General features: G+C 43.4%; 17 protein-coding genes and 1 pseudogene. 10 read left to right on the top strand and 8 right to left on the bottom strand.

All coding sequences use genetic code 11. The features are described 5' to 3' along the window. Nucleotides 1-181: 181 nt before the first annotated feature. The 5 genes from NSB03_RS16115 (at nucleotide 182) to hisS (ending at nucleotide 5,679) form a co-directional block, all read left to right on the top strand. Nucleotides 182-670 (top strand): Fur family transcriptional regulator, encoded by a 489-nt coding sequence (locus NSB03_RS16115; RefSeq protein ID WP_008025868.1) that lies wholly within the window; start codon nucleotides 182-184, stop codon nucleotides 668-670. Further along, the gene (locus NSB03_RS16120; RefSeq protein WP_065539216.1) at nucleotides 667-1,938 is read left to right on the top strand and encodes an adenylosuccinate synthase; all 1,272 of its coding nucleotides are present in this window, start codon (nucleotides 667-669) and stop codon (nucleotides 1,936-1,938) included. Before NSB03_RS16115 ends, NSB03_RS16120 begins: the two co-directional genes overlap by 4 nt. A 107-nt stretch (nucleotides 1,939-2,045) precedes the next feature. Next, nucleotides 2,046-3,353: an alpha-L-fucosidase gene (locus tag NSB03_RS16125; RefSeq protein WP_024988133.1), complete on the top strand. Its 1,308-nt coding sequence runs from the start codon at nucleotides 2,046-2,048 to the stop codon at nucleotides 3,351-3,353. A gap of 119 nt (nucleotides 3,354-3,472) precedes the next feature. Beyond that, nucleotides 3,473-4,153 (top strand): zinc metallopeptidase, encoded by a 681-nt coding sequence (locus NSB03_RS16130; protein WP_024988134.1) that lies wholly within the window; start codon nucleotides 3,473-3,475, stop codon nucleotides 4,151-4,153. Nucleotides 4,154-4,314: 161 nt separating this feature from the next. After that, the gene (hisS, locus tag NSB03_RS16135) at nucleotides 4,315-5,679 is read left to right on the top strand and encodes a histidine--tRNA ligase (protein ID WP_024988135.1); all 1,365 of its coding nucleotides are present in this window, start codon (nucleotides 4,315-4,317) and stop codon (nucleotides 5,677-5,679) included. A 167-nt stretch (nucleotides 5,680-5,846) separates the two neighbouring features. Here the strand turns inward: hisS and NSB03_RS16140 are convergent, their stop codons facing one another. The 5 genes from NSB03_RS16140 to NSB03_RS16160 form a co-directional block, all read right to left on the bottom strand. Further along, nucleotides 5,847-8,375 carry an alpha/beta hydrolase family protein gene (locus NSB03_RS16140; protein WP_128824431.1) on the bottom strand — a complete coding sequence of 843 codons (2,529 nt, stop codon included), beginning with the start codon at nucleotides 8,373-8,375 and terminating at the stop codon, nucleotides 5,847-5,849. 103 nt (nucleotides 8,376-8,478) lie between these two features. Next, nucleotides 8,479-9,693, bottom strand: coding sequence for a [FeFe] hydrogenase H-cluster maturation GTPase HydF (gene hydF, locus NSB03_RS16145; protein WP_024988137.1), 1,215 nt, complete (start codon nucleotides 9,691-9,693; stop codon nucleotides 8,479-8,481). Between the two features lie 63 nt (nucleotides 9,694-9,756). Next, on the bottom strand, nucleotides 9,757-11,178 hold the full coding sequence (gene hydG / locus NSB03_RS16150) for a [FeFe] hydrogenase H-cluster radical SAM maturase HydG (RefSeq protein WP_257466503.1): 1,422 nt from the start codon (nucleotides 11,176-11,178) through the stop codon (nucleotides 9,757-9,759). A gap of 19 nt (nucleotides 11,179-11,197) precedes the next feature. After that, entirely contained in the window at nucleotides 11,198-12,241 is a 1,044-nt protein-coding gene (gene hydE, locus NSB03_RS16155) for a [FeFe] hydrogenase H-cluster radical SAM maturase HydE (RefSeq protein WP_024988139.1), read from the bottom strand. Then, nucleotides 12,222-13,691 (bottom strand): 4Fe-4S dicluster domain-containing protein, encoded by a 1,470-nt coding sequence (locus NSB03_RS16160; RefSeq protein ID WP_024988140.1) that lies wholly within the window; start codon nucleotides 13,689-13,691, stop codon nucleotides 12,222-12,224. The genes hydE and NSB03_RS16160 overlap by 20 nt, the downstream gene beginning before the upstream one ends. A gap of 848 nt (nucleotides 13,692-14,539) precedes the next feature. Between NSB03_RS16160 and NSB03_RS16165 the strand changes: the two genes are divergently transcribed. The 4 genes from NSB03_RS16165 to NSB03_RS16180 all read left to right on the top strand — a co-directional run bounded on the left by NSB03_RS16165 (nucleotide 14,540) and on the right by NSB03_RS16180 (nucleotide 20,717). Then, nucleotides 14,540-14,812, top strand: a complete 273-nt coding sequence (locus tag NSB03_RS16165) for a co-chaperone GroES (RefSeq protein ID WP_004314007.1) — start codon at nucleotides 14,540-14,542, stop codon at nucleotides 14,810-14,812. A 43-nt stretch (nucleotides 14,813-14,855) separates the two neighbouring features. Beyond that, a complete protein-coding gene (gene groL / locus NSB03_RS16170; protein ID WP_065539205.1) occupies nucleotides 14,856-16,493 on the top strand; it encodes a chaperonin GroEL in 1,638 nt (545 codons plus the stop codon). A 230-nt stretch (nucleotides 16,494-16,723) separates the two neighbouring features. Further along, nucleotides 16,724-17,662 (top strand): tyrosine-type recombinase/integrase, encoded by a 939-nt coding sequence (locus NSB03_RS16175; RefSeq protein ID WP_024988142.1) that lies wholly within the window; start codon nucleotides 16,724-16,726, stop codon nucleotides 17,660-17,662. 373 nt (nucleotides 17,663-18,035) lie between these two features. Further along, nucleotides 18,036-20,717 (top strand): collagen-like protein, encoded by a 2,682-nt coding sequence (locus tag NSB03_RS16180; protein ID WP_024988143.1) that lies wholly within the window; start codon nucleotides 18,036-18,038, stop codon nucleotides 20,715-20,717. A 269-nt stretch (nucleotides 20,718-20,986) separates the two neighbouring features. On the opposite strand, the gene NSB03_RS20810 is transcribed toward NSB03_RS16180, so the two are convergent. Both NSB03_RS20810 and NSB03_RS16190 read right to left on the bottom strand, forming a co-directional pair. After that, the gene (locus NSB03_RS20810; RefSeq protein WP_128824430.1) at nucleotides 20,987-21,346 is read right to left on the bottom strand and encodes a GDYXXLXY domain-containing protein; all 360 of its coding nucleotides are present in this window, start codon (nucleotides 21,344-21,346) and stop codon (nucleotides 20,987-20,989) included. Next, nucleotides 21,307-21,489, bottom strand: a pseudogene (locus NSB03_RS16190) (DUF2157 domain-containing protein); the annotation flags it as partial. The gene NSB03_RS20810 and the pseudogene NSB03_RS16190, both read right to left, overlap by 40 nt. Nucleotides 21,490-21,784: 295 nt before the next feature. On the opposite strand from NSB03_RS16190, the gene NSB03_RS16195 reads away from it, so the two are divergent. After that, the gene (locus tag NSB03_RS16195; RefSeq protein WP_024988146.1) at nucleotides 21,785-22,003 is read left to right on the top strand and encodes a winged helix-turn-helix domain-containing protein; all 219 of its coding nucleotides are present in this window, start codon (nucleotides 21,785-21,787) and stop codon (nucleotides 22,001-22,003) included. A gap of 79 nt (nucleotides 22,004-22,082) precedes the next feature. Here NSB03_RS16195 and NSB03_RS16200 read toward each other — a convergent pair whose 3' ends face one another. Beyond that, nucleotides 22,083-22,499 (bottom strand): DUF6249 domain-containing protein, encoded by a 417-nt coding sequence (locus NSB03_RS16200; protein ID WP_024988147.1) that lies wholly within the window; start codon nucleotides 22,497-22,499, stop codon nucleotides 22,083-22,085. Nucleotides 22,500-22,730 lie beyond the last annotated feature (231 nt).

Below are 22,730 nucleotides of genomic sequence, written 5' to 3' on the forward strand. Positions count from 1 at the left end.
GACTATGTGACGAATAAAAACTGGTCGGTAAAGCCTATCTAACATAATCTCAGGAAAATTTAAACAGGCTCTTAATTTATAAAAAAACTGTCTAACTCTGTGATGAACTAAAAAAACTTCTCTTTATCATTTGCTTTCCGCAAAAAAGGCTTAACTTTGTTCGCGCTAATTTTGGCTGATGATGGAAACTCAAAACGTGAAAGATACAGTAAGGCAGATATTCACGGAATATCTCACGGCGAACGGGCATCGAAAGACTCCTGAACGCTATGCCATACTCGATACAATCTATTCTATCGATGGTCATTTCGATATAGACATGCTTTATTCACGGATGATGGACCAGGAGAATTTCCGGGTGAGCCGGGCGACTCTCTACAACACCATTATTCTTCTTATCAATGCACGGCTGGTCATTAAGCATCAGTTTGGTACTTCCTCCCAATACGAGAAATCATATAATCGAGAGACACATCATCATCAGATATGTACTCAATGTGGTAAAGTGACCGAGTTTCAGAACGAGGAACTGCAGCAAGCCATTGAAAATACGAAATTGAGCCGCTTCCAGCTTTCGCATTACTCTTTATATATATATGGAGTATGTAGTAAGTGCGACAGAGCTAACAAACGGAAAAAAGTAAATAACAACAATAAAAAAGAAAAATGAAAGTAGATGTTCTTTTAGGATTACAATGGGGCGACGAAGGTAAAGGAAAAGTAGTCGACGTTTTAACACCTAAGTATGATGTGGTTGCCCGTTTCCAGGGCGGCCCGAATGCCGGTCATACACTTGAGTTCGAGGGACAGAAGTATGTGCTTCGCTCTATTCCTTCCGGTATTTTTCAGGGAAACAAGGTAAACATCATCGGTAATGGTGTGGTACTTGATCCGGCACTGTTCAAAGCAGAGGCTGAGGCGCTTGAAGCATCAGGGCATCCGTTGAAAGAACGTTTGCACATCTCAAAGAAAGCTCATCTTATTCTTCCGACACACCGTATTCTGGATGCTGCATACGAAGCAGCTAAAGGCGATGCTAAAGTAGGAACTACCGGTAAGGGTATCGGTCCTACTTACACGGATAAAGTGAGCCGTAACGGTGTTCGTGTAGGTGATATTCTTCATAACTTCGACCAGAAGTATGCTGCTGCGAAAGCTCGTCACGAACAAATTCTGAAGAGCTTGAATTATGAATACGATCTTACTGAACTGGAAAAAACATGGTTGGAAGGTATCGAATACCTGAAACAATTCCATTTCGTAGATAGCGAACATGAAGTGAATAACCTGTTGAAGGATGGTAAGAGCGTGCTTTGTGAAGGAGCGCAGGGTACTATGCTTGATATTGATTTCGGTTCATATCCGTTTGTGACTTCTTCCAATACCGTATGTGCGGGAGCCTGCACCGGACTTGGCGTGGCACCTAACCGTATTGGTGAAGTATATGGTATCTTCAAGGCATACTGTACTCGTGTAGGAGCAGGTCCGTTCCCGTCAGAACTGTTTGACGAAACAGGCGACAAGATGTGTACGTTGGGACATGAATTTGGTTCTGTAACCGGTCGTAAACGTCGTTGCGGATGGATCGATCTGGTAGCGTTGAAGTATTCCGTTATGATAAACGGAGTTACCAAATTGATTATGATGAAGAGCGATGTACTCGATACTTTCGAAACAATCAAAGCTTGTGTTGCTTACAAAGTGAATGGTGAAGAAATCGATTATTTCCCGTATGACATCACAGAAGGCGTAGAACCTGTATATGCAGAACTTCCGGGCTGGCAGACAGATATGACCAAGATGCAGAATGAAGATGAATTCCCGGAAGAATTCAATGCTTACCTGACTTTCCTGGAAGAACAGCTTGGCGTGGAAATCAAGATTGTATCTGTAGGACCGGACAGGGCACAGACTATCGAACGTTATACTGGAGAATAACAATCTGGTAATTATATAGGGGGGAAGGCGGAGTTTTTTTTATCTCCGCCTTTCTTTATTCAGACTTCTTGTTGTCTATTTTTTTATACACATAAATAATCGCGCTTATGAAAACACGTTTTATTTCTTTTCTTTTATTGCTCGCAATGGGCGTTAGTGCATTTGCACAATCTTCTTCTTATCAACCCACCGAAGAGAACCTGAAAGCACGTCAGGAATTTCAGGACAATAAGTTTGGTATTTTCCTTCATTGGGGATTGTATGCCATGCTCGCTACCGGTGAGTGGACTATGACAAATAATAATCTGGATTATAAAGAATATGCCAAACTGGCAGGCGGTTTCTATCCTTCCAAGTTTGATGCGGACAAATGGGTAGAGGCTATCAAGGCTTCGGGAGCGAAATATATCTGTTTCACTACCCGTCATCACGAGGGATTTTCTATGTTCGATACCCAATATTCGGACTATAATGTAGTCAAGGCTACTCCTTTCAAGCGTGACATTGTGAAAGAACTGGCAGCCGCTTGTGCGAAACACGAAATCAAACTTCATTTCTACTATTCGCATCTCGACTGGGTGCGCGAAGATTATCCCTGGGGACGTACCGGACGAGGAACAGGACGCCCCAATCCGAAAGGGGATTGGAAAAGCTATTATCAATTTATGAATAACCAGTTGACGGAGTTGCTGACAAATTATGGTCCGATAGGTGCCATCTGGTTTGACGGATGGTGGGATCAGGACCAGAATAAAAATTTCGACTGGGAACTCCCTGAACAATACGCATTGATTCATAAGCTCCAGCCGGGATGCCTTATCGGTAACAATCATCATCAGACGCCTTTTGCAGGTGAAGATATTCAGATTTTCGAACGTGACCTGCCAGGTGAAAATTCAGCGGGACTTTCGGGACAGGAGATCAGTCGCCTGCCTTTAGAAACTTGTGAAACAATGAATGGTATGTGGGGGTATAAGATTACCGACCAGAATTATAAGTCAACAAAGACATTGATTCATTATTTGGTGAAGGCAGCCGGTAAAAATGCCAATCTCTTGATGAATATCGGTCCTCAACCCGATGGTGAGCTTCCTGCAGTAGCTGTACAACGTTTGGCGGAAATGGGAGAGTGGATGAAGCAGTATGGCGAAACTATCTACGGAACACGCAGCGGTGCAGTTGCCCCGCATGACTGGGGAGTGACGACACAGAAAGGCAATAAGCTCTATGTGCATATCCTCAATCTGAAAGATAGAGCGTTGTTCCTGCCTTTGGCAGATAAGAAAGTGAAGAAAGCGGTGCTGTTCAAAGACCAGTCCCCGGTTCGCTTTACCAAAACGAAAGCAGGTGTTGTGCTGGAGTTTGCTGATGTGCCGAAAGATATTGACTATGTAGTAGAACTTACAATTGACTAATTTTTAGATAATTCTTCATAAAAGCAAGGGGAAACTATCCTGACATTGGTAGTTTCCCCTTACTTTTGGCAAACTATTTGTTTATATAGATATAGAGTAATAATTAAAATGAAAAGTATATGATGTCTTATTGGGTATTATTTATTGGAATTGCCGTAGTAAGTTGGTTGGTACAGATGAATTTGCAGAATAAGTTCAAGAAGTACTCCAAGATTCCTACCGGAAACGGCATGACAGGACGCGACGTAGCTTTGAAGATGTTGCATGACAATGGAATTTATGATGTGCAGGTGACACATACGCCTGGGCAGTTGACCGACCACTATAATCCGACTAACAAAACGGTGAATTTGAGTGAAGGGGTGTATGAAAGCAATAGTATTATGGCGGCTGCCGTAGCAGCTCACGAATGTGGCCATGCTGTGCAACATGCGCGTATGTATGCTCCTTTGAAGATGCGTAGTGCGCTGGTTCCGGTGGTGAACTTTGCCTCTTCCATTATGACATGGGTTCTGTTGGGTGGTATCTTGATGGTAAACACTTTCCCGCAATTGCTGCTGGCAGGTATTATTCTGTTTGCCATGACTACCCTGTTCAGCTTTATTACGCTGCCGGTGGAAATCAATGCAAGTAAGCGTGCGTTGGTATGGTTGAGTTCATCCGGCATTACTAATTCGTACAATCATGCACAGGCTGAAGATGCTCTTCGTTCTGCTGCTTATACATATGTAGTTGCCGCATTGGGCTCATTGGCTACATTGGTTTACTATATCATGATTTTCATGGGTAGAAGAGACTAAGGGTTATATCATAGTAAAGCAATAGAAAAATGCCTCCGATTCCTAATTTAGGTTTGGAGGCATTCTTTTTGGTATAAACAAATTATTTGTCTTTCTTTTCTTTCAGCTAATTCAATTATTTGCAGTAAATTTGCGTGATTAAAATTATAAACAGTAATATTATGGCAGCAAAACCAAGTATTCCTAAAGGAACTCGTGACTTTTCGCCGATAGAGATGGCGAAGCGTAATTATATATTCAATACGATTCGTGACGTATATCATTTGTATGGTTTCCAGCAGATAGAGACTCCTTCGATGGAGATGCTTTCCACACTGATGGGAAAGTACGGTGATGAGGGAGATAAACTACTCTTTAAAATTCAGAATTCAGGAGATTATTTTTCCGGGATTACTGACGAAGAATTGTTGAGCCGTAATGCAGCCAAACTGGCAAGCAAATTCTGTGAGAAAGGATTACGTTATGACCTGACTGTGCCTTTTGCCCGTTATGTGGTGATGCACCGTGATGAAATCACCTTCCCGTTCAAGCGCTATCAGATTCAACCGGTGTGGCGTGCCGACCGCCCGCAGAAGGGACGTTATCGCGAATTCTATCAATGTGACGCTGACGTGGTGGGCAGTGACTCATTGCTGAACGAAGTGGAATTGATGCAGATTGTCGATACCGTTTTTAGTCGTTTCAATATTCGTGTATGTATTAAGATTAACAACCGCAAGATTCTTTCCGGTATTGCGGAGATTATCGGTGAATCGGATAAGATTGTCGACATTACTGTGGCGATAGACAAACTGGATAAAATCGGGTTGGATAATGTAAATGCCGAGTTGAAAGATAAGGGTATCAGTGATGAGGCTATCGCCAAGTTGCAGCCGATTATCCTTCTTAGCGGAACAAATGCAGAGAAGCTCGCGACGTTGAAAAATGTACTGTCAGCCAGTGAAGTGGGATTGAAGGGAGTGGAAGAAAGCGAATTCATCTTGAATACCTTGGAAGCAATGGGATTGAAGAATGAAATCGAACTCGACTTGACTTTGGCTCGCGGACTGAACTATTATACAGGTGCTATCTTTGAAGTGAAGGCACTGGATGTACAAATCGGAAGTATCACGGGTGGCGGTCGTTATGACAACCTGACCGGTGTATTCGGTATGGCAGGAGTTTCGGGTGTGGGCATCTCTTTCGGTGCAGACCGTATCTTCGATGTCTTGAACCAACTCGACCTTTATCCGAAAGAAGCCGTGAACGGAACGGAACTTCTGTTTATCAACTTCGGTGAAAAGGAAGCTGCTTTCTCTATGGGAATTCTGGCTAAAGTGCGCGCTGCCGGTATCCGTGCGGAGATTTTCCCGGATGCTGCGAAGATGAAAAAGCAGATGAGCTATGCCAATGCGAAAAATATCCCGTTTGTAGCCATTGTCGGCGAAAACGAGATGAACGAAGGAAAAGTGATGTTGAAGAATATGGAGACTGGAGAACAAAACCTTGTTTCGGCAGAAGAGTTGATTGCTGCTGTGAAGAAATAAGCAGACATAGATTATAGGATAAATTAATAATATAATAAAAGGCGTCGTTGAATGTAGAATCAGCGACGCCTTTATTATTTAATAGATTGTACGTTTCAGTTAATACATCATACGTTTCAGAATTTGTAGGTGGAATATGAAAACAGAGCTACAATCAGAATTCTGAATTACAAATGACGTTCCGGATATAACTCATTCCACCATTCGGAACGGTCTTGCAGCCAGCGTGCAAACCAAGCCATGATAGAGTTGTGCCATTTAATTCGCTTGTCATAATCGGAGATGAAATGGTTTTCGCCATCCACGGTAATAAACTCTACGGTCTTGCCTAATATCTTCAGCGCATTGAAAAGCTGGATACTTTCTCCGATAGGCACATTCGTATCCACTGTGCCATGTAACAATAATAACGGAGTGTTAATCTTGTCGGCATTGAATAGGGAACCTTGTTTGGTGAACAGTTCCGGGTTCTTCCAGGGATAGCTGTCGGCAGCCGCAATCGCGTTGTATGAATATCCCCAGTACCCTTCGCCCCAATAACTTGTCACGTCACTGATGCCTGCATGGGATACGGCAGCGGCGAAAATATCAGTCTGAGTTTGCAGGTATTGGGTCATGAATCCACCATAAGAAGCACCGATGCATCCGATTTTCTTCACATCCACGAAGGAATGTTCCTTGCAGAACTGTTTCGTTCCTTCGATAATATCATCCGCAGTACGTTTTCCCCAAGCATTGACGTGGCGTGCAGAAAACTCCTGACCGAAGCCGATAGTACCGCTGGGCTGAATGACATATACTACGTAATCACGTGATGCGAACAGTTGGGCGCAATACGGATTTCCGATGCCGCGTGTCGTAGGAGTGGTACCGCCATAATAATATACGATTAGCGGATACTTCTTGTTAGGGTCGAAGTCGGGTGGAAGACACATCTTTCCGGTGATAACTGTGCCGTCCGAAGCTGTAAAGTTCCAGGGTTCTGTTTTACCTAATTCTATTTTGTCCAGAATCGGTTTCATCGGGTCGGCAAGCAGGCGGGAAGTTTTTTTCTTCATATCGTAAAGGTAGGCGACTCCCGAAGTGCTATCCGATTGACCGATATAGGCGGCAATGGCCGGATTATATTCAGACAAAGTGAAAGTGCTGACAACATCTGTTTCGAGGTTCAACTTTTCGAAATTACCGCTTTTCGGAGAATAACGGTAGATATTCTTGCAGTCGCCGTCGTCCGTGTTGAAGTAGATACAACCGTCTCCGCGATTCCATTGCAAGGGGCTGACGGTAGGGTTGAAGTCTTTGGTTATCGGCTGGATTTTGCGTGTAGCCAAGTCCATGATAAAGGCTTGCGTGTCGAAATCATTGGCAATGGGATGACTGCCGCAGTTCTTGCCGATACCGCCGAATGCTTCGGGGCTTGCAGTCAGTAACAACTGTTTTCCGTCCGGTGAATAGCTGGCACCACCCAAGAATCTTTCGTCATGGAAGAGCGTATCTACTTTTAGAGTCTCCAAGTCTACCAGATAGAGAGAAGACAAAGAGAAAGGACGTTGGGTGATATTTTCTTTGGAAGTACTGTACACTATATACTTTCCGTCGGGGGAAATATCCTGCAGGTAAGTGCTGTGATTGCCGTAAGTCAGCCGTTCGGAAACTCCGTTGGCTATGTCATATTTAGCCAGGAAGCTGCGTCCCCGGGTATTGGGAATGCGGTCTGCCGGACTTACAATGCGGCGGAGAGCACCTTCCTCCTTTACCCCTTCCTCTCTGGGATAATAAATAAGGAAGTCCTCATTGGGTGACCAAGTGAAACTTTGTTCGGGAATTCCTTTTAAAATAACCTCTTCGCGAAGGGTGGCAGGGTCGAGTGCGATTACATCGTTTCCATTTAAGGCAGTGACGGTATAATACAGCTTGTCGCTTTTCGGCATCCAGCGCATGCCGTCCCTTGCGTTATCCAAAAGAACTTTTCCGGTTTTCAAGTCACTGAGTTCGCAATAAGTGCGCGAACGTTTGGCGGAATGATTGTTCCAGTAGCGGGTTAATAAATACTTTCCGCTAGGAGAGATGGCAACAGAAATCGTCCGGTTGCCATATACGGTATTGTCGAGTGAGAAACGTTGCTTTGCGTCGGGAGCAAGTGTGCAGGCAATCTCTTTGAATTTCTCGTCTTTGATAAGTTCACATTTCAAGGTAGGAGCTGCTTTGTCTTCCGAAGCGGAAAGTAGTTTGAACGTAATCTCATAATCGCGTTCAGGCTCCATGGTGATGGCTATTTCGCGTGAAGAGGCGGAAGTGATGCTGTCTTCGGCAGCGTCTTTTGTCTGCTTGGAAACTCCGTCGATAAAGACTTCCCAGCGGACGGGAGAAGTCACTCTCAGTTTCCCTTTCAGGAAGCGTTCCGCACGTATTTGCGTTTTCAGCAAGTAGAGCCTGTTGTTTTTCTCCGCTTTTTCCAGACTCAGATAACCTGCCGTATCGACAGCCAATGACTGCATCTGAGCATCCGGCAAATCCAGTACGACCGGAGTTCTGAGCAACATTTTTACCGAATGTTTTTCTCCTTTCGGGTTAATGCTGTCGTTCATAATGGGAGTACGTACTTCGATTGCGTTTCGTACTTTGTAGCTCGTCAGTCTCTCTTGTGCCCGGACTTGGAAAGCAAACCCGGTTGCCAATAAAATGGTAAAGACCATTCTTTTCTTTTTCATGTGTTGTAAGTTAATGAAAGGGTTAATAATAGATTCGGACAAATGTAAGGAATATGTTCTTTGTATACAACTAAATAACTTCTTTTTTTTAATATTCAATTTGTTCAAGTATCCCATTGAGGTAGGCAATGGCTACTCCGTAATTCGTCATAGGGATATGCTGCTTCCGTGCACGGTCGATGCGGCTGAGCACATACTTGCGGTTGAACATACATGCTCCGCAATGAATGACTAAAGAATAAGGAGTCAAATCCTGCGGGAAATCCGTTCCGCCTACCATATCAATCTGCAGTTTCTCTCCGATTCTTTTTCGTAACAGGCGTGGGAGTTTCACTCTTCCGATGTCTTCGGAGAGGGGAGCATGTGTACAGGCTTCCGCTATCAGTACGCGCGACGATTCCGTCAGGCTTTCAATGGCGGTAGCACTTTCTACATAATAATGAATATCCCCTTTATATCCCGCAAAGAGAACAGAGAAAGAAGTCAGTTTGCTTTCTTCCGGTTTCTGTTCGTAGACGGTTTTGAATACTTGCGAATCGGTGATGATTAACTTCGGCGGACGGGCAAGAGCCTGTAAGGTTTCCGGAAGTTTATCGGTAGTACAAGTCATCACGAGGCATTTCTTATCCAGCAGTTCACGGATAGTCTGTACCTGTGGCAGGATGAGCCTGCCTTTAGGAGCCTGAATATCCTGTGGCATGACTAGTAACACGAGGTCATTCTCTGCGACAAGTTCTCCGGTGATACTCTGCTGACCGAAGTCCGAAGGGAGCTTTTCAAGAATCGCCTGCCGGATTTCTTCAATCCCTGTTCCTTCTTTTGCGCTGACAAGCAACGGGCGCCGGTTATATTGCAGCTCAATACGTGCGGCCACCGCATCGGTGTTTTCGCGTATATCAATTTTGTTCAGTATCAGGATGACAGGGATATTCTTCTCTTTCAGTAGCTTCCACATTTCATCTTCCGGTGACTCCAACCTTTCGTTTTCGCAAGAAGTTGAATCATCTTCACAAAGCAGTAGCGCAATGTCTGTCTTTTCAATCGCCTTCAATGTCCGGGCGATACGCATTTCGCCCAGTTCCCCTTCGTCGTCGAATCCCGGAGTATCCATAAAAAGACAAGGACCAATACCTTGAATCTCCATTGCTTTGGAAACAAGATCGGTCGTTGTGCCGGGCGTATCCGAGACGATGGCGGTATCTTGTCCTGTCAGCGCATTGATGAGAGAAGACTTGCCGCTGTTCCGTTTGCCGAAAAGGGCTATGTGAAGTCTGTTGGCGTTGGGGGTATCTGTCAAGCTCATGTTTATGGGTGATTAGTTTGTAGCTTATTATTGATTATTGATTAACGGGCTTCGCATTCATCACTAAAATCTAAAGTCTCTTTTGCCTTCGGCGATGGCTTTGAGGTTTCGGATGGCTATTTCTCTGATTTTGGGGTTGGGGATTCGTTCCGTTTCATTTAAGATGAGCCTTCCCCCTTTTTGGCGAGTATCTTCCGAAGCATAATCTTCCAGATACTCTTTCAGAGTCATCAAGGCATTCGGCCCGCAACAGTTTGCTATCTGACCGGATTTCACTAATGACATGAAGCGGTCTCCCGTCCGTCCTTCCCGATAGCATGCCGTACAGAAACTGGGAATGTAGCCGAGTTCGAGTAACCAGTTTACTACCTCGTCCAATGTCCTCCTATCACTTACATCAAATTGGGCGGAGTTATTGCCGGGCAGTTCCGTTTCAGCATATCCGCCTACACTGGTACGCGAACCGCCACTGATTTGTGAAATACCCAGTTCGAGCACTTTCTTGCGTGATTCTTGCGATTCGCGTGTAGAAATAATCATTCCCGTGTAAGGAACGGCAATGCGGACGACAGCTACAATCTTGCTGAATATCTCATCCGAAATAGCATTCGGGAAATCTTCCGCATCGATGTCATCCGCCGAACAGATGCGCGGCACACTGATTGTATGCGGCCCTACACCGAACCTGGCTTCCAAGTGTTCGGCATGCATTAATAATCCGATGAAATCATACCGATAAGTATTCAGACCGAAAAGGACGCCAATGCCTACATCATCGATTCCTCCTTCCATGGCGCGGTCCATCGCTTCGGTGTGATAGGCGTAATTGCTTTTAGGTCCGGTGGGATGGAGAGCTTCGTAGTTATCTTTGTGATAAGTCTCTTGGAATAAGATATACGTGCCGATACCCGCTTCTTTCAATCGGCGATAGTTTTCTACCGTAGTGGCTGCGATATTTACGTTTACCCGGCGGATAGCTCCGTTTTTATGCTTGATACTGTAAATCGTCCGGATAGATTCGAGAATATACTCTATCGGGTTCAGCGACGGATGCTCACCGGCTTCAAGAGCCAGCCGTTTGTGCCCCATATCCTGCAAGGCAATTACTTCCCGTCGGATTTCTTCCTGTGTCAGTTTCTTGCGTGCAATCGTTTTGTTTTTGGCATGATACGGACAATATACGCAACCGTTTACGCAATGATTCGACAGATAAAGCGGTGCGAACATGACGATGCGGTTGCCGTAAAACTTCTGTTTGATTTCTTTGGCGAGATGAAAGATACGTTCTATCAGGTCAGGTTGGTCGCATTCCAGCAGAATAGCCGCTTCCCGGTGCGTCAGTCCCTTGCACAGGGCAGCTTTTTCAATCAGTTGTTCAATCAGGACACGGTTATCCTTATTGTTCTGTGCATATTCCAGCGTATCCAAAATTTCTTCGTGATGGATAAACTCTTCTGCTTTGGATGAATCTTTTTGGTATATCATAATATTCTTTGTTTTTTCACTACGGATTACACTTGAAGTCGCCTCTTTCGGTAGAAATCTCATAACCGATGGCATTCAACTGTTTTTGTAGCGCATCCAGTCCTTCGGCGGATTCCGCTCCGAGTGAAGCTTTGTCATTGTATAATTCATATTTCTTCCGTTCCTCCCGGGGCGACAGGTTGGGCATTACCACATTCGCTCCTGCCAGTATTCCCCGTTCTCTGCCGTCGGGAGCGAGCGTAGCCAGTGCCGTGGTTGCCGGAATCAATGCGGACGGGTGCATCAGGCGGAAGATGGATAGTAAAAGAAGGGTCCGTTCCACCGTTCCGCTGGGATATTGGGCAAAAGGCGTATCATGATGGGGCAGGAAAGGGCCGATGCCAATCATTTCCGGACGGAGCTTTTCAATGAACCGGATATCCTCGATGATATGTTCTACTGTTTGCCCCGGGCTGCCGACCATAATTCCGGTTCCCGTCTGATAGCCGATGTCTTTCAGATCCGCTAAACATTGCAGGCGCTGTTTGCCGGACATTTCTGCCGGATGCAGTTGCCGGTAATGCGACTCATTATATGTTTCGTGACGTAACAGATAACGGTTGGCTCCGGCACGGAAGAAACGCTCGTACACTTCACGCGATTTTTCTCCGAGCGACAGGGTAATGGCACAATCCGGATAATCCTGCCTGATACGGGCGACAGTCATTTCTATCCGCTCGTCTGTCAGTGCGGTATCTTCTCCGCCTTGCAGCACGAAAGTGCGGAAACCTGATTCATATCCTTGTCGGCAACAATCCAATATACTTTCCTGGCTCAATCGGTAACGTTCGATATTCGGGTTTCCTTTTCGGATGCCACAATAATAACAGTTGTTCCGGCAGCAGTTGCTGACTTCAATCAGCCCACGGATATAAATCTTATTTCCGAAGTGGCGGAGAGCGACTTCCTGCGCCTGTTTATTGATGTAACGCAGGGTTTCTGCGTCACATCCGGTCAACAGTTGGCGGAGCTCTTCCGGCCTGAGTGTTCTTTCCTGCCGTAGTTTATCGATCCATTGTTTCATAGCTCTCTTTCCGTTTGAGAAGCTCCTGTGCCAGTTGGCGACGTCCTGAAACAATATCGTTGTGCGTACTCGGCCCGGTGATGCATCCGCCTTCGCAAGCCATCACTTCAATAAACTGCCCGGCGGCTTTTCCTGTCTTGGCGCAGGCACGCAACAGAGCGATATTCTTTTTATTGATGTCCGACACTTGTATTGCATTGATTTTATCCGCTTCCTCTTTCAGATAAGCCTTGACAGCTCCCATCACACCGCCTGCCTGTGCAAATCCATGTGCTTCGCGAACAGACGTATGTAATATAGAGAACTCCTGTACCTGTTCCAGTTCAATCCCCAGTCCGTCGAGAATCGAACCGATTTCTTCAAACGTCAGGATATAATCCACCGCTTCGTCGCGGCGTGCTTCCTTGCGCTTAGCCACACAAGGACCGACAAACACCACCTTGGCATCCGGATGCTTCTCTTTGGCAATCCGTGCGGCGTAGTACATCGGCGAACCGGTGGTAGAAACGTATGGTTTCATATCCGGAATATGTTTCTCAACCAGTTCGATATAAGAAGGGCAACAGGAGGTAGTCATAAACGGCTGTCCCTCTTCCAGTTTCTCCAATAATTCGTGGGCTTCGTTGCTGGTGGTTGCCATAGCGCCTTCGGCTACTTCAATCACATCCGTAAATCCTATTTCCTTGAAAGCGCCATATACCTGTCCGATAGAGGTCTTAAACTGTCCCAGAATAGACGGAGCAACGATGGCAACCATCTTTTCTCCTTTACGGATGCGTTGCAATACGTCGAATGTTTGCGAGATTTCGAAGATGGCACCGAACGGACAAGCATTCATGCATTTTCCGCAGTAGATACACTTGCTCTCATCAATGTGTTCTATGCCGTGTTCATCTTTGCTGATAGCTTTTACCGGGCAGGCTTCCTCGCAAGGAACGGGAATATATACGATAGCGTGGTAAGGGCAACTTCTGTGACAGATACCGCAACTGACACATGTGTCATGGTCAATCATTGCCTGACCGTTTTTCTTGAAACGTATCGCACCCTTCGGACAGTTCATGTAGCAACTGCGGGCTACACAGCCGCGGCAAAGGTTCGTTATCTCGTAATTGATTTGTACGCAGGAAGAACAGGCTTCGTCAATAACGCACATGATATTCTCCTTCTCCGGTTCGGGGCGGCTCAATGCCAATCGCGCATATTCGGAAAGCGGGGTCACTTCGTTGTGTTCATCTGTCATATCCAGTCCCATCAGCGGAAAAGTCTTGTATCTCCACACCGCCCGTTCTTTGTGTATGCAGCAACGTCCTAACGGTTTTGATTTCCGCGGACTCAGCTCAATCGGGAGCCGGTCTATCTTTTCCACCAATTCGTCGTTTTTCCAGAGTCTGACGAGGTCTGCCAGCAATTTATGCCGGACAATCATAATATTATTCGTAAATGCCATATTGCAATAAAAAAGGTTGTTAGTTAGCCGGTGCAAAGATACGAACAGAATTTCAATATTTAAGCCTTCTGTAACATTCTTTATTCTATATGGGGAGTTCTTAGGTAAGCTCTACTAAAGAATACTTGGAGCAGATGCAAGGGAGGTGTCAAGACATCCTGCCCCGTCTCGTTGCAATCATGCTTCAATGCTATCAACAATCGCCGGCGGGAGAAAGTTTTCCGACAGACGCCCCGTTCTGTTAACAGATGCAAACGCTACCGAAGAGGGCTTGTCCGTATTTCGAAAAACGCAACGAATCGTCTGCGGGTTTGCATCTTTTAACAATTGGGCATCAAATACCGCTTCATTCTCGCTTCACGAAGCATTTATTTTCGTTTCTTGGCAGATATTAAGTAAATATTTATTCAATTTTAGAACGAAGAGGGAACGAAGAGGGAACGAAGGTGATACGAAGGGGATACGGAGAAGTGACGAAAAAGCAACGGAAAAGCGGCGAAAAGACAAAAAATCAGAATCTTCTGGAAGGCTCCGGAAGGAGATTTTTTTTGTTTTTTTATCCGTACGTTAACCAAGATTTAACGCGTCCGGACTGAACCGCCGGATGGGGCTCCCGCTTCTCCTCCTTCCGGAAGGAAGAGAAGCGGGAGCAGAAGTTGAGTTGCGCAGGCGACAAACGTACTTTCTTGCCATACAGCGCAAGTAGTCAGCCATTTTGTCAGTCAATTTCTGACAAAGAATCATTTATTTGCTTTGGCACGCTTTTCGCACTGATTTTAGCGTTCCGCCTGAAAGACGGTGGACAACACTTACAATTAAATGTATAACTAAAATATAAAAAAGTAACTATGAACATTAAACCATTAGCAGACAGAGTGCTTATCCTCCCTGCACCTGCAGAAGAAAAAACAATTGGCGGTATCATTATCCCTGATACGGCAAAAGAAAAACCTTTGAAAGGTGAAGTTGTGGCAGTAGGTCACGGTACGAAAGACGAAGAAATGGTATTGAAAGTAGGCGATACGGTTCTTTATGGCAAATATGCCGGAACGGAACTTGACGTTGAAGGTACCAAATATCTTATCATGCGTCAGAGCGATGTTCTCGCTGTTTTGGGGTAATTAATAATAGTAAATCATAAATCTTTAAATAGTAAATAAAGAGATGGCAAAAGAAATATTATTCAATATCGACGCCCGCGACCAATTGAAAAAAGGTGTCGATGCTTTGGCAAATGCAGTAAAAGTAACTCTCGGCCCGAAAGGACGTAACGTTATCATCGAGAAGAAATTCGGTGCTCCGCACATCACAAAAGACGGTGTGACAGTAGCAAAGGAAATCGAATTGGCAGATGCTTACCAGAATACCGGTGCGCAACTGGTGAAAGAAGTAGCTTCCAAGACCGGTGACGATGCCGGTGACGGTACGACTACTGCAACCGTTCTCGCACAAGCTATCGTAGCCGAAGGTTTGAAGAACGTTACTGCCGGTGCCAGCCCGATGGATATCAAACGTGGTATCGACAAGGCTGTTGCCAAAGTGGTAGAATCAATCAAATCACAAGCAGAGACAGTAGGTGACAACTATGACAAAATCGAACAAGTTGCTACCATATCTGCAAACAACGACCCTGTAATCGGTAAATTGATTGCCGACGCTATGCGTAAAGTTTCTAAAGACGGTGTAATCACTATCGAAGAAGCAAAAGGTACAGACACTACTATCGGTGTGGTAGAAGGTATGCAGTTCGACCGTGGTTATCTGTCGGCTTACTTCGTGACAAATACGGAGAAGATGGAATGTGAGATGGAGAAACCTTACATCCTGATCTATGACAAGAAGATTTCTAACCTGAAAGATTTCTTGCCTATCCTCGAACCGGCTGTACAGACAGGTCGTCCTCTGTTGGTTATTGCAGAAGATGTAGACAGCGAAGCGTTGACTACGTTGGTAGTAAACCGTCTGCGTTCTCAGCTGAAGATCTGTGCTGTGAAGGCTCCGGGCTTCGGCGACCGTCGTAAAGAAATGCTTGAAGATATCGCTACCCTGACAGGTGGTGTTGTCATCAGCGAAGAAAAAGGTCTGAAACTGGAACAAGCTACTATCGAAATGCTGGGTACTGCCGACAAAGTTACAGTTACCAAAGACTATACAACTGTTGTAAACGGTGCAGGAAACAAAGACAGCATCAAGGAACGTTGCGAACAGATCAAAGCACAAATCGTGGCAACCAAGTCTGACTACGACCGCGAGAAATTGCAGGAACGTCTGGCTAAATTGTCAGGTGGTGTAGCCGTTCTCTACGTAGGTGCCGCTTCAGAAGTGGAAATGAAAGAAAAGAAAGACCGCGTAGACGATGCATTGCGTGCAACCCGTGCCGCTATCGAAGAAGGTATCATCCCGGGTGGTGGCGTAGCTTACATCCGTGCTATCGACAGCATCGAAGATTTGAAGGGTGACAATGCCGACGAAACAACCGGTATTGGTATCATCAAACGTGCCATCGAAGAACCGCTTCGCGAAATTGTAGCAAATGCGGGTAAAGAAGGTGCGGTAGTTGTTCAGAAAGTACGCGAAGGCAAAGGTGACTTCGGTTACAATGCTCGTACGGACGTTTACGAAAACCTGCACGCTGCCGGTGTGGTAGACCCTGCTAAGGTGGCTCGTGTAGCTTTGGAAAATGCAGCTTCTATCGCTGGTATGTTCCTCACTACCGAATGTGTGATTGTAGAAAAGAAGGAAGACAAACCTGAAATGCCGATGGGCGCTCCCGGAATGGGAGGCATGGGCGGAATGATGTAATTCCGGTCTCCTTTGAATGAATATAAGAGTCGCTTCCGGATTTCCGGAAGCGACTTTTTTTGTTATTTACTGCTCTGAATCTTTAAAGATTCTCTCTGTAACCCATCTATTCAGTAAGTAAGTGTTTTCAAAACATCTTCGCTTTTTATTTTGTTTGTTTTTCTACTTGTATTCTTGATGCCCAAGAATACTTCGTATATTTAGATTCAAATTAATTAATAAAAAGTGAGATGTTGAAAGTATTAACATTTATGAAGCAAGTAGCCAACGGGTTACAGGTGGAGGGAAACTTTGGCACTGCGCACGTCTATCGTAGCAGTCTGAATGCCATCATTGCTTATCATGGGAAAAGTGACTTTGTCTTTAGTGAAGTGACTCCGGAGTGGTTGAAAGGATTCGAAGTCCATCTTCGTAGTCGTGGATGCAGTTGGAATACGGTTTCCACCTATATGCGTACCTTCCGTGCAGTGTACAATCGTGCGGTCAATCTTCAGGAGGCTTCTTATGTTCCGTATCTGTTTCGTTCCGTTTACACGGGGACGCGTGCCGAGCATAAACGTGCCCTGAATGATGATGACATGAAGAAGGTTTTTGTAAATTTGTCCCGGAAAGCGGGAGTTTCATTGTCTGTGCGTCAGGCTCAAGAGTTGTTCGTTCTGCTGTTTCTGCTTCGTGGTATGCCGTTTGTCGACCTTGCCTATTTGCGCAAGAGTGATTTGCGTGATAATGTGATAACCTATCGCAGGCGTAAAACAGGGCGTTCTTTGTCGGTGACATTGACTCCGGAAGCAATGATTCTGATAGAGAAATACATGAACCGTGACCCTTCTTCCCCTTATTTGTTCTCGTTCTTGAAAAGTCGTGAAGGAACAAAGGAAGCCTATCATGAATATCAGTTGGCATTGCGCAGCTTTAACCAACGATTGATGTTATTGGGTGAATTGCTGGGATTGGGAGACAAACTGAGTTCGTACACCGCCCGCCACACCTGGGCTACGACAGCTTATTATTGTGAAATCCATCCGGGCATTATCTCCGAAGCGATGGGGCATTCATCTATCACGGTGACCGAGACTTACCTGAAGCCTTTTCAGGATAAGAAAATAGATGAAGCAAATAAACAAGTACTTGATTTTGTGAAACGTACTGTATATGGTGTAAATGCTTGAAAACTATTCTGTTACTTCATAGGTAACGGGACTAAATTCCGGTGCAAATATGAGCATATTTCTTAAAACAACCAAACAAAATCACACATTTTTTCTAATAAACCACACAAAACAGAAACGAGACAGTTAAAACAAGCGGATTCTTTGTATTAGGACTTTGTTAACTTCTAAATTTTGCACAAGATTTCCCTCCCCTCTGCCGCTTATCAGAAGCAGGGGTAAAAAAGTTTCATCACCTATCATATCGTTTTCCAGTATTGGCTACTCAAAAGAGCAGGCACAAAGGTTTTCCCGTTACCTATGAAGTAACGGGTGGTCTATTATTGAAACTTAGTGTTTAATAATATATTATTAATGTAATTTTTAAGTAGTTATGAAAAGAAAATTTGTAAAAGTGATGTTCTTCGGGGCGTTGGCACTTTCTACTGTCACCTATGTAGGCTGTAAGGACTACGATGATGACATCGACAATCTGCAAACACAGATTGACGCAAACAAAGCTAGCATTGCCGAGTTACAAGCTAAAGTGAATGATGGTAAATGGGTGAAGGATGTTGTCAAGATTGAAGGTGGTTTCAGAATAACCTTTAATAATGAGGACTCTTATGACATCGTAAATGGACAAAATGGTACTAGTCCTAAAGTTGAAATTAAGGATGGCTATTGGTATATTGATGATGTAAAGCAAATTGAAGCTACTGGCCCGCAAGGTCCTGCTGGTGCTGATGGTTCACAAGGTCCTGCTGGAACTGATGGTCCACAAGGTCCTGTTGGACCTGCTGGTGCTGATGGTAAATCACCCTATATTGGAACTGATGGTTTTTGGTATTTCTATCAACCTGGGCATGACAATGCTATTAAAGAAGGTGATAAAACCGGATGGGTGCAAGGTCCTGCTTCAGAAACTAGCATTTATGTAGTGAAGAGCCAAGATAAACCATGTTGGACTTTACATGTACGTAATGATAAAGATGAATGGCAGGAAGTCGTATTGCCCACTGCTGATAATTTGACAAGTATCAAAGGTGTAGCTATTGAAAACGGTGAAATTTCTACTGACGGAACAAAAGAAGTTAGCCTGTATTATGGTATTGCACAAAAGAAGGTTAAATTCGGTAACCCGGAAATTGAATATCCAAAAGGCTATTTATTTACTAGTAGCGATGCTGTAATCAATGCAATGATAAACCCCGTAGATATTGATATTGAACAGTATACAATAACATTGGAAGATTCGCATGGAAATACTTGCTTTGTACTGTCATCACCCGCAAAGAATATGTCATCTGAACCATTGAAACAGGCTACTCGTACGGAACAATGGAACAAAGGTATTTATGATTTAGCTATTGCTTTTGCAAATGTTGATGCTGAAACGATTGAAAAAGGTGAGAATGTTGCTTATGCATTGTCTACCAGAAATGCATGGGGAAAAGCAATTCTATCTGATTATGATGTGAAGATTAAAGCCATTAAAGCCGAGGCTGATAATGTTCCTGATTTAATGGGTACATCATATGCTAATGCTAAGGATATCGATATTGAAGAAGAGTGCATATTGGATGATCTTGTTCAGAGTGAAAATATATTTGCTGCTGATGGTAAGAGAAATGGTTATGGTGAAACAAATTTAGGGAAAGTCTTTGCTCACTATTATACAATACCTGAGGATGCAGAAAATGTAAATCTAAAAGAAGTGGATGGGAAGACAGTTATTGTTTCTTCTGCGCCACAGACAGTGAAAGTTACTCTTAATTATCTGAAAGTTGATGGTAATACTGGTAAGAAAGAGTTTAGTTTGAACTTTAAGACTCTTGCGCAAAGTGTATCTTTGGATATGAATTGGGTTGTTGGTGCGAAGAATGCTGATTCTAAGGTTGCTTTGCTTGGTGATATTCTGAAATTATTGAAAGATACGAAGTATTCGATAGCTTATGCTTCTACTAAAAATGAAAAACTTACTGGTACTGCTGCGCCGGCAGATGGTAATATTAGCTTTATTACTAAGGATGGAGTGGTAGTTAATGAAGTGAAAGTTAATGGTAAGGCTGTATCTTATAAAAACGGTAGTGTAAAACTTGCATTGACAGATAATGGCAAGACTGGTGATGAAAAAGTATATTATCTAACTCCAGAATTTGATGAAACTTTAGTTACCGCAACTACTCATAAGATTGACTTGGTAGTTTATTATGAGGATGGAGATGCTGCTACTGGTACAGATATTGCTAAGATAATTACAGTAAATCTGAACATCACTCAGGATAATAATACTATTAATGTCTTCAAGCCGCTTAAGTCGTTCTTTGATGCTGATTTCAAGAATGCTACTGCTTATGGTACGACATCTGCGAGTGAGACAACTATCTCTTATAATTTGTACACTCTCTTTGAAACAATTGACGCAGACGTTAAAGAAAATATAGAGTTTACTTTATACAAACCTGAAGAAGGTGACAAGGATGGTAAAGAATGGACTGCTGGTACAAATAAAGGTGATATTTCAGTAGATAAATCAGAGATTGATAAAGCAAGACCCGTAACTGCTATCTATACTCCGTTTGGTAATGAGCAGCTTACCAAAATAGAGAAGAAGTTTAATCTTACTTTTGCTTCGCAAATTGTAGGGCCTAAGACTAATGTATTTACTGATAAAGGATATTACCTTTCTATGGCCAAACAGACATTTGATATCGATATCAAGAATTTCCAATGGAAAGATTATCTTGGTAAAGAAATTCAATTGGATGATACAAGGATAGCTAGTGCAAAATTGTCTTTGAGTGATGAAGCTAAGAACTATATTGAATTGAGCTCTACAGAATTCCCTGCAGTAGACTCCGATGCTGACGAAAAAAGCATTGTAAAAGTATCGTTGATTGTTAATAACACTACTAATATTGAAACAACAACGCCGGGTAGTGAAAGTTATATCCTTATAACAGTGAAAGATATTTGGGGAAAAACTACTACTGCCAAGATTGCTGTTCCTATCAAGAACAAAGCTGACGAAGACGCTGATAATGCTGAAGACGCTGATAATGCTAAAGAATAAGCTTTGAAAAACTCTTCACTCAATTATGAAGATAATATAGGGGATGACAGATAAATAAGTGATACTTGTGAAAGTGTTCTTTATCATTTGTCTTCCTCTTCGATAGGGGATACCTCCCTTATTTCCCACAGGTATCCCTTTTTGGCTCTCGAAGCATCTTCTTTCTTGCGCTAGAAACAATTTGCTAGTCCTTTATTTCCTTATAGATAAGAAGATGTTTTTGAGAATATAGAAATCCCGGGCTTGTGAAAGTCCGGGATTTTTATATTCTATTTATCCGGTTGGATATACTGAAAGTTCTCATCATACAGCCCCACCAATAGGCTTTCTCCTTTATCATCCACTTTGAGCCCACCATACATGGCATTCTGATAAAGAGTAGCTTGTCCCTCTTCAAAAAAGAAGGATTCGGCACCGAGAAATATCCGCCTGTTTTGTATCTTGTATTTGATAGCTATCTCGTTATCATTCAAAGGTGTCAGAGTATTCTGTAACCGTATAAGTTGATCTACCTGATTACTGTCTGTTTGGAGAATAGCATAACCGCGTGTGGCAGTCTGCTCATCTATAAAGTCTGATGAAGATGAGCTACGATTCCCAGTTTGGCAAATTTGGGCAGGTCGTTCCAGTTATAGGCAAAGAAAAAGATGATACCTGATACAGTAAAACCAATGCCCGCAGCCAATAAGAAAATGGACAGAAACCGGTTCCATTCCTTTTTATTGGCGTAGAGAGCTTGTCGTGAGGGGGATAAATAGTCTGACTTTTCCACGTGTTCCTACTTTTTGATGATTACAAACATAAGAAAATAAAATGATTATCATAGAAAAGAATACTATAAAAAGGTTTGATTTCTAGCTGAAAACAATTATCTGCAAAGAAAAGTTCTAATTTAATATGTGCTAATGACGGCTTTGTGTTCGGAACACATCGCGTTTTTTTGTTTTAAAAAGAATTTTGTAACAACTTTTTGGCAAAGCTGAATAAACAAATGCAATATCCATTTGTTATTTTTATAGGTGATATTTTCACCTGAATGTTTTTAAACCTCTTAATAACTGTAGAAAATGAATAGAAGTGAAATCGGCGTGAATGCCGGTAAAGTTTGGCAACTGCTCAGCAATAATGAGAAGTGGGGCTATGGACTTCTGAAAAGAAAATCCGGACTGAAGGACAAAGAATTGGGCGCCGCTTTAGGATGGTTGTCAAGAGAGAATAAGATAGAGTTCGAACAGTGTGATGAAGAACTTTACGTGTATCTCTGTGTGAATGTTTACATTGGCTAAAGGAGCTTGGTATCTGAACAAGAACAAAAGAATCCCCGAAGTAACGACAGGATAGTCAACGCTTCGGGGATTTTAGTTTTTATTCTTTTTCTTTTTTATGGATGTTCATTTCAATGAGGAAGGCACTTAAAAGACCTATACCACCAAAGAAAAGCACGCATGCACCATAAACGAGACTGGCTTGCTCTGATACATCCCATACTCTACCGGTAGAGTAATTAGGGAAGGATGCGCAACAAATGAAGTAAGCGATTAGGAGTCCTAAACCGATACCAATCATCAGGCAACCGCCTTTCAGGCTACTGAAAGTGAACCGTGAACGGGAATAGTTGACATTGAAAGATAACTTGCTGCTGATATCCCCCATACTAAGCTTATCGCCTAGTTTTTCAATCATGATTATCCGTTCTTTTTTGCATACAAAGAGTTCGAATAATTTGTAAATACCCAATGTGATAATACCTACCACCAAAGGAACCAAGATAAAATCCATCATAATTATACTATTTTTAAGTGATTATTTTCGTTCTTTGTACCGTTTGACGCATACAGCGGAAAAAGGTTACACATTACGACCGGTTATTTTCTAATTCTATTTTTTCATTCTGAAACTGTAACCTTTTATAATGTATAGCGTCTAATTGGTCAAGATGGCTCACCGATAAAATCATGTGGGCTTCTCAACAATTAGTATCTTTGCCCTAAAAAACTTTTATGACTAGTTACG

It is taken from the genome of Bacteroides acidifaciens (genome assembly GCF_024623065.1).
GTDB classification, from domain to species: Bacteria; Bacteroidota; Bacteroidia; order Bacteroidales; family Bacteroidaceae; genus Bacteroides; species Bacteroides acidifaciens.

What these genes read in the sequence shown, in the direction of transcription:
- NSB03_RS16130 (WP_024988134.1), top strand. Translation starts at nt 3,473, where the DNA reads ATGATGTCTTATTGGGTATTATTTATTGGAATTGCCGTAGTAAGTTGG.
- NSB03_RS16195 (WP_024988146.1), top strand. Translation starts at nt 21,785, where the DNA reads ATGAATAGAAGTGAAATCGGCGTGAATGCCGGTAAAGTTTGGCAACTG.
- hydE (WP_024988139.1), bottom strand. Translation starts at nt 12,241, where the DNA reads ATGAAACAATGGATCGATAAACTACGGCAGGAAAGAACACTCAGGCCG.
- NSB03_RS16140 (WP_128824431.1), bottom strand. Translation starts at nt 8,375, where the DNA reads ATGGTCTTTACCATTTTATTGGCAACCGGGTTTGCTTTCCAAGTCCGG.
- NSB03_RS16125 (WP_024988133.1), top strand. Translation starts at nt 2,046, where the DNA reads ATGAAAACACGTTTTATTTCTTTTCTTTTATTGCTCGCAATGGGCGTT.
- hydG (WP_257466503.1), bottom strand. Translation starts at nt 11,178, where the DNA reads ATGATATACCAAAAAGATTCATCCAAAGCAGAAGAGTTTATCCATCAC.
- NSB03_RS16200 (WP_024988147.1), bottom strand. Translation starts at nt 22,499, where the DNA reads ATGATGGATTTTATCTTGGTTCCTTTGGTGGTAGGTATTATCACATTG.
- hydF (WP_024988137.1), bottom strand. Translation starts at nt 9,693, where the DNA reads ATGAGCTTGACAGATACCCCCAACGCCAACAGACTTCACATAGCCCTT.
- NSB03_RS16175 (WP_024988142.1), top strand. Translation starts at nt 16,724, where the DNA reads ATGTTGAAAGTATTAACATTTATGAAGCAAGTAGCCAACGGGTTACAG.
- NSB03_RS16180 (WP_024988143.1), top strand. Translation starts at nt 18,036, where the DNA reads ATGAAAAGAAAATTTGTAAAAGTGATGTTCTTCGGGGCGTTGGCACTT.
- NSB03_RS16115 (WP_008025868.1), top strand. Translation starts at nt 182, where the DNA reads ATGGAAACTCAAAACGTGAAAGATACAGTAAGGCAGATATTCACGGAA.
- NSB03_RS16120 (WP_065539216.1), top strand. Translation starts at nt 667, where the DNA reads ATGAAAGTAGATGTTCTTTTAGGATTACAATGGGGCGACGAAGGTAAA.
- NSB03_RS16160 (WP_024988140.1), bottom strand. Translation starts at nt 13,691, where the DNA reads ATGGCATTTACGAATAATATTATGATTGTCCGGCATAAATTGCTGGCA.
- groL (WP_065539205.1), top strand. Translation starts at nt 14,856, where the DNA reads ATGGCAAAAGAAATATTATTCAATATCGACGCCCGCGACCAATTGAAA.
- NSB03_RS16165 (WP_004314007.1), top strand. Translation starts at nt 14,540, where the DNA reads ATGAACATTAAACCATTAGCAGACAGAGTGCTTATCCTCCCTGCACCT.
- hisS (WP_024988135.1), top strand. Translation starts at nt 4,315, where the DNA reads ATGGCAGCAAAACCAAGTATTCCTAAAGGAACTCGTGACTTTTCGCCG.